Genomic DNA, 6,822 nt, shown 5'->3' with positions numbered 1-6,822 from the left:
CCGGCGTCCCGCGGCACCGCGGGTGCCGGACGCCGGGCAGCGCCGATCCGGACTACTGAGGGGTGAGGGTGAAGGACTGGGCGGCGCCGCCGGAGCAGGTCCACTGTTGGAGCCGGGCGCCGTCGGCGGTGGAGACGTCGGTGACGTCCAGGCACTGGGCGGAATTGCTGCGTGGCGTCAGGGTGTACGTGCCGCCGGCCTGAGGAACCGGCTTCCACTGCTGATTGGTGCCGCCGCCGTAGGCCCAGAGCTGGATCTTCGCTCCGCTGCCGGCGCCCGTCCCGCCGGTGATGTCCCAGACGGCGTTGGCCGCGTTGCGGCTGACGACCCTGTAGTAGCCGCTGTCCGTGGGCTGGAACTGCCACTGCTGGTTGGTGCTCCCGGACACACAGGTCCACTGCTGCACCGCGGCGCCGTTGGCGGTCGAACCGGCCGCGTCGTCAACGCACTTGCCGCTGTTGGCGTTGGTGACCGTGTACCACTTCGTGGAGTCCACAGGCCCGCTGGTGCCCCCGCCGACGTCGGGCCAGATGTACGTACCCACCGTCTTGGCGGGCAGTGTGCTGCTGACCTGCTGGCCGGCGGCGCGCAAGGTGAAGGGCTGGTTGGAAGCTGTCTGGTTGACCACGACGGTCACCAGACTGCCGTCGGGGTTGAGGAAGGCGACGTTGGTGACATTGCCGCTGTTGCCGTTGTTCGTCTGGACCCGGGTGGCGCCGCGTGCGATGAACTTCGAGAACTGGCCGACGATGTAGTACTCGGGCAGCGCCCAGTACGTGTCCGGGTTGCTCGGCGACTGGATGAACATGGTCGGGTCGGGCGCGCCGGACCACTGCTCAGGGCTGCGGTTCTGGTCGAGCATGGTGACCCAGTCCTGGTACATGATCGACTGGTTACGGAAGTACTGGACGATCCGGTCCGCGCCGGCGGTGCCCCACACGGCACGTTCGGTCATGGCCACGTCCTTGGTCGGGTAGCTCGACTTGACCTGTCCCATGGCGGTCGGATCCCCGCCGTAGTCGTGGAAGGCGACGCCGTCGACCGAGTTGAACGCGCTGCTGGGTGAGCCGGGATTGCCGAGGACCCCGGCTGTGTAGGACGGGCCGTCGCCGAAGTTGTGGTCGAAGGCCCAGATCTTGGTCGCCGAGGCGCCGTTGCCGTTCAGTTCCGTGCGCAGCGCCGTGGCAACCCGGCGCTCCTGGTCGGCGGTGAGCGTCATGCCCGGGTAGTCCGGCGGCGAGAACAGCGGTTCGTTCTGCATCGTGACGGCGTACAGCGGCAGTCCCTGGCCCGCGTAGGCGGTGACGGCCTTGCGCAAGTAGGTGGCGAGTACAGGGATGTTCGCGTCGGGCAGCGTGCCGCCGATCAGGCTGTTGTTGTTCTTCATCCAGGCCGGCGGGCTCCAGACACTGCCGAACAACAGCAGGTTGGGGTTGATCGCCTTCGCTTCCTTGAGGACCGAGATGATGTTGTAGTCGATGTCCTTCTGGATGGAGAACCGCGACAGGCTCGGGTCGGCCGCGCCGTCGTCGTAGGTGTAGAACTGCCGCGAGGTGAAGTCGCTCGAACCCAGCGGGATCCGGGCGATGTTGAACCCGGCACCGTTGACCGGGTCGACGAGCTTGCGCAGTGCCGCGATCCGCGCGGAGGCGCTCATCCGGGACAGGTTGTAGATCGTGGACTCCTCCAGCGAGGAGCCGACGCCCAGGACGGACTGGTAACGGGTGGCCGTGTCAGCGGTGATGGTGGCCGTGCCCGAGGCGGTGACCGCGGTGAGGTCGGACTGGCGCGACAACTGATACCGGGTCGAGGCGAGCCCCGTCGCCGGGTTGGTGAACCAGTTCGCGTTGGCCGGGCCGAATCCCGAGGCGGTCGACTCCGAGCTGAAGTACACCTGAACGGGAGCGGCGGCCGCTTGGGCCGACGGTGCGTTCACTGTGCTCAGCGCGACGGGGGCGAGCAGCGCGCCGACCGCCGTCGCCGTCAGCGCGAGCGTGGCCCGACGGCTGCGCAGCACGGGAGTGGCGGTCCGGGAGCGCGGTCGCCACCAGTGTGGGTGTCTCAGAGGCACGGAAACTCCTGATCGGGTGGGGGATGTCGCCTGCCGCTCGGTGTGAGCGGGTGAGACTCGCTCGTCCGACGCCGGGCGTGCGGTGCGGGCGCTGGATCGGGCTGGGCGTTCCGAAGGCGGGAGGCTGATGCGGCTGTGATGGACGATCAGTGGCGTTGAAACAAGGTGTTCACGGCTTTTTACAAGTCGTGAACTTAGAGGGGGTGCTGAAGCACCGTCAACCCTCGCGTCTCAACGGGCGTATCAGCGCAGTGGCTGAAGGACGTCATCTCGTCGGGCCTGACCGTGCCGTCGGGCAGCATGCTGTCCCAGCGCTTCCAGACGCGGTCGCGCCCATGGCGACGGGGTAGAGCCAGGACGCCCCGGACGCCGAGGTGACCCTGGGTCTGTTGCAGGAGATCACCGACCGATACGCCGTTGACCGGCTGACCTTGCGTGACCCGGTGTGGATGACCGACTTCCGCCTCCACAACCGCGGGGCCGTCCGCTACCGGTCGGGGCCCCTCTTCCTCGCCGGGGACGCGGCCCACATCCACAGCCCGGCAGGCGCGCAGGGTATGAACACCGGTATCCAGGACGCCCTGAACCTGGGTTGGAAACTCGCCCTCGTAAGCCGCGGACGGGCGCCGGAGGAATGGTTGGAGACGTACGAGGCGGAGCGCGCTCCGGTCGGCCGCAGCGTGCTGCGCTTCACCGACCGGGCGTTCACCGTCGGCATCAGCAGCAACCCGGTCATCCGCTTGGCCCGCACGCGACTCGCGCCACGCCTGGCACCGCTGGCGCTACGTGCGACCAGGCTGCGCGGGCTGGTCTTCCGTACGGTGTCGGAGCTGCGCATCCACTACCGGCGCGGGCCTGCCACCACCGCGGGCCCGCAGCACCCGAGGCGCGGGCCGCGTGCGGGCGACCGGCTGCCCGACCTGCCGCGCGGACTCCAGTCGCGGACCGCCGGACCGGGGTGGCACCTGCTCCTGTCCGGCCCCTCGGAGCTCTGGAACGATGAACCGCTCGCCTCGATTCTGAAGGGACGCGACGACCTCGTCGTCGTGCACCGGCTCGGCGACGAGAGCCCGTGGCGGGCTGTCACCCACGGGCTGGTACGCCCTGACGGCTACCTCGCTCATGTCGCTCGCGGCACACACCTGGAAGGCCTGCGCGCGTACCTCGACCGTTGGCTGCCCCCGCCGCGTGATGGAAGACAGCGCGGCTGAACTCGCAGGCACTCAACGGTGGTTGCGCCCGTCCGCGTCACAGTCCGAAGGCGCCACCCTCGATGAGGATGAGCAGGCCGATGCCGATCAGGACCAGGGGCAGGAGGATGTGGCCCCACCGGGAGAGGACCTTGGCGATGACCGGGCGGGTGGCGAAGAACCGGCCCGCGAAGCACCACACCGCCACGAGTACGAGGAACACCACGGCGTACACGCTCATCCCGCCGATGCCGGCGGTGGCGAAGACGGGCACGTAGACGCCGATGTTGTCGCCGCCGTTGGCGAAGGTGACGGCGGCGATCTCCAGTGAGTTCGGGCCGCCCTGCCCGGCCTGTTCCTCCTCGTCCCCGCCGCCCTCGCGATGGTTCTGCCACGCCTGCCAGGCGGCCTTGAGGCCCAACCCGAGCGGCAGCAATCCGAGGTAGGGGATGGCGGCCTCGGGCAGGAAGGTGGCGCCGAAGGCGGCCGCCGCCGCCACGGCGAGGATCGCGGCGAAGCCCAGGTACTGGCCGGCCACGATGCGGCGGGTGGAGTGCTGGTGCCCGGCTCCCTGAGCGAAGAACAGCGCCAGGACGAGGATGTCGTCGATGTTGGTGACGGTGAAGAGTCCGACTGCCTGCCCGATGATGCCCAGGTTCACGAGTGAGTGCTCTCCTGCGATGTGAGTGTCCCGGTGACGCTACCGGGAGCCCCCACCGTGCCCCTCGGGGGGCGGAGGCCGCACGCGAGGCGAGGACGTGCTCTCTGTCCGTTCGCATGAACCAAGATCATTCCGGTGTGTCACGGCGACCTCGTCCTGTAGCTGCGGCGGAGGGTGGTACGCGCCATGTCCGGCGGACGCGCCGTCGGCACTGACAGGAACGAGGCAACCGTGCGGACCAGCCGGCGGACCGTGCTGCGCCAGGGCGCAGCCGTGGCGACCACAGCCGTACTCGCCCAGGGGTATGCAAGCCGCCCAGCCGCAGCGCGGCAGGCGTGGGGAGCGGATGCGGGAGCCTGGCGGGAGCTGCGCCGGCTCCTGAGTCCGGCCGCACGGTTGTACCTGCCGGGTGAGGCGGGCTATCCGGCGCAGGCGGGCGCCGACAACCTGCGGTACGCCGCGGTACGGCCGGCGGGTGTGGTGGTCTGTGCCACGGAGGGTGACGTGGGCCGGGCAATCCGGTGGGCGGCCCGGCACGGTGTGCCGTTCGTTCCCCGTTCGGGGGGTCACAACTACGCCGGCCATTCGACGACCACCGGGCTGGTCATCAGTCTGCGGGCGATGAAACAGGTGGCCGCGCGGGGCCGGCGGCTGTATCTGGGCGGTGGGGCGACCAACTCCGATGTCTACGCGGCGCGGGACGCGGGACTGTACTTTCCCGGCGGTCGCTGCCCCGGTGTCGGCGTGGCCGGACTCACCCTGGGCGGCGGGCTGGGTTTCAACGACCGCAAGTGGGGGCTGACGTGTGACCGGCTGACGGAGACACGGGTGGTACTCGCCGACGGCAGCCTGGTGCGCGCGGCGGAGAACGAGAACGCGGATCTGTTCTGGGCGTGCCGGGGCGGGGCGGGCGGGAACTTCGGCATCAACACCGCCTTCACCTTCGATGCCGTGCCCGTCGCCCGGCTGCGGGCGACCGTCTTCGACCTCACCTTCACCCTGGCGCCGGCGGTGGACGTCGCGATGGAGATTCAGGACGTCCTCGCCGCGGACCGCACAGGCGACTTCGACGTCCGTGTCGGCTTCAAGCACGCGGGAGACGGCACCACCAGTGTGTGGGTCCTGGGGCAGTACCTCGGTGCCGAGGACCGGGCGCGCCGTCTCCTGGCCCCGCTCCTGGCCCTGCGGCCGATGCGCGTTCTGATCGAGGAACGGGGCTTCTGGTCGGCCCAGGACCACCTCATGGAAAAGCCCGGCGCGAAGGACTGCTACGCCTCCAAGTCCCTTGTCCCCGACCGGTGGCTGGACTCCACCACCGTGGCGGATGTCGCCGAGTGGACCCGCTCCTGGCGCCCCGGCCCCGCCGGAGCGACCGGATACGTGACGCTGTTCGCGATGGGCGGCACCAGCGACCGGCCCGGGCCCGACGAGACGGCCTACCCCCACCGCGACGCCACCTACGTCATCGACATCGGCACCCACTGGCAGCCCGGCACCGCGCCGGCCGAGGTGAACGAACTGCTGGCACAGACCCGCACCGTGCACCGGCTGCTGCGCCGCCACCTCCACACCGACGCGGCCTACGTCAACTTCCCCGACCCCGACCTGACCGACTGGCAGCACGCCTACTACGGCCCCAACTACCAGCGCCTGACCGAGGTCAAACACCACTACGACCCCACCGGCATCTTCCGCTACCCGCAGGGCATCACCGCGCACTGACACCGCGCTCCGCACGGGCGCGGTGCACCGCACCGGCAGCCTCAGCCTTGTACGGCAGCTCATGGCAGAGCACCTGATCGACGAGTACCGGCTGCTGACCTTCCCCACTGTCCTTGGCACCGGCGAGCGGCTCTTCCCCGCCGACGGCCCTCACATGGAACGGGAGTGCCTTTCGGCGGAACAGGTCGGCGCGGCTGTCCTCACCCGTCACCGGAAGTCCGCCCGGTGACGCCTCGCGGCAGGTCGGCCCAGACCGTGTGGCCCCGGCGGACGGGTGCGGAGCCGGTCCTGGGCGTCCGCTGGTGGCTCCACCGCGGAGCGACAGGTCGATGGTTGACCAACACCGATCTCATCGTCGTCACGCCGGGCAGGTGCCCAACGCGCATAACCTTCTGCGATGGCGAACTCGTGGCGGTCGGTGGGCAGGGCGTTCTGGGCTCTGGATCGGGCGATGGGCGGGCAGCGGCCGCCGACTCGGGTACAGAAATGGGTGGCCCGCCACCCGATAGGCATGGGTCTCGGCACGGGTGCTCCGCTCACCCTCTTCTTGCTGCTGCTGTCGCGTGAGGAAGAACCCGACGATCCCGTGTTCGCTGTGGTCTTCGGGCTGCTCATGGGGCTAGTTTTCGGCCTCACGGCCGTCTCGGAACGGAGTCGGCAGCGCAGGCTCAAGCGTCTGGGGATATGGGACGGCTCTTGAGGGCTTCCTGGTGGCAGGAGGGCTGGTCAACCGCACGGGAACCTTGGCGATTTGGCATTCCATCTACGGGGCAACGGGCCGGCACATTTTCGAGGCTCTCGTATATCCGTAGCAGGTCTTACCGCGGATTGGTCTGAGAAAAAGATTCATCCGATCGGGCAAACGGCCAATCCGGCAGGCCATCTGGACCGGATTCCCCATGTGGCCGGCGACGAGATGAAATCGCGAACTCTGCGTATTCCCTGTGGAATTCACGGTTTCCTCCAGTCGGTCCGCCCGAACTCGAATGATCTGCCTCATCCCCGTCTGCATGCGGCACACGCCGCGTGCGCATCAGGAGACTGACCATGAACGCCCGTATCCGCCGTACCGCCGTCGTCCTCGCCGCCGCGGCCGTCCTCCCGTTCGCCTCGGCCTCGCGCGCGAGATGGTGGCGGCGCTTGTCGTCACGGCCCACGAACCAGGTCGCGAGGGCCGC

Annotated in this window: 5 protein-coding genes and 1 pseudogene; 3 read left to right on the top strand and 3 right to left on the bottom strand. The window is 69.2% G+C overall.

Going from position 1 to position 6,822, the window contains the following annotated elements; genetic code table 11:
- Positions 1-52 precede the first annotated feature (52 nt).
- The gene (locus ACWDR3_RS46690) at positions 53-2,017 is read right to left on the bottom strand and encodes an RICIN domain-containing protein (protein ID WP_450358784.1); all 1,965 of its coding nucleotides are present in this window, start codon (positions 2,015-2,017) and stop codon (positions 53-55) included.
- A gap of 299 nt (positions 2,018-2,316) precedes the next feature.
- Positions 2,317-2,429: pseudogene (locus tag ACWDR3_RS46685) on the bottom strand (alpha-L-rhamnosidase-related protein); the annotation flags it as partial.
- 16 nt (positions 2,430-2,445) lie between these two features.
- Here ACWDR3_RS46685 and ACWDR3_RS46680 point away from each other — a divergent pair.
- Complete coding sequence (locus ACWDR3_RS46680; RefSeq protein ID WP_450358783.1) at positions 2,446-3,282, top strand: FAD-dependent monooxygenase; 837 nt, start codon at positions 2,446-2,448, stop codon at positions 3,280-3,282.
- Between the two features lie 37 nt (positions 3,283-3,319).
- On the opposite strand, the gene ACWDR3_RS46675 is transcribed toward ACWDR3_RS46680, so the two are convergent.
- Entirely contained in the window at positions 3,320-3,922 is a 603-nt protein-coding gene (locus ACWDR3_RS46675; protein ID WP_450358782.1) for a cadmium resistance transporter, read from the bottom strand.
- Positions 3,923-4,153: 231 nt separating this feature from the next.
- Between ACWDR3_RS46675 and ACWDR3_RS46670 the strand changes: the two genes are divergently transcribed.
- Positions 4,154-5,644: an FAD-binding oxidoreductase gene (locus tag ACWDR3_RS46670; RefSeq protein WP_450358781.1), complete on the top strand. Its 1,491-nt coding sequence runs from the start codon at positions 4,154-4,156 to the stop codon at positions 5,642-5,644.
- A gap of 61 nt (positions 5,645-5,705) precedes the next feature.
- Complete coding sequence (locus tag ACWDR3_RS46665; protein WP_450358780.1) at positions 5,706-5,873, top strand: dihydrofolate reductase family protein; 168 nt, start codon at positions 5,706-5,708, stop codon at positions 5,871-5,873.
- Positions 5,874-6,822: the final 949 nt, after the last annotated feature.

The sequence above is a fragment of the Streptomyces sp. NPDC001002 genome (assembly GCF_053599215.1).
Note: the sequence above shows the minus strand (reverse complement) of the source record. Positions and strands in the feature narration are given on the sequence as shown.

What these genes read in the sequence shown, in the direction of transcription:
- ACWDR3_RS46665 (WP_450358780.1), top strand. Translation starts at nt 5,706, where the DNA reads ATGGCAGAGCACCTGATCGACGAGTACCGGCTGCTGACCTTCCCCACT.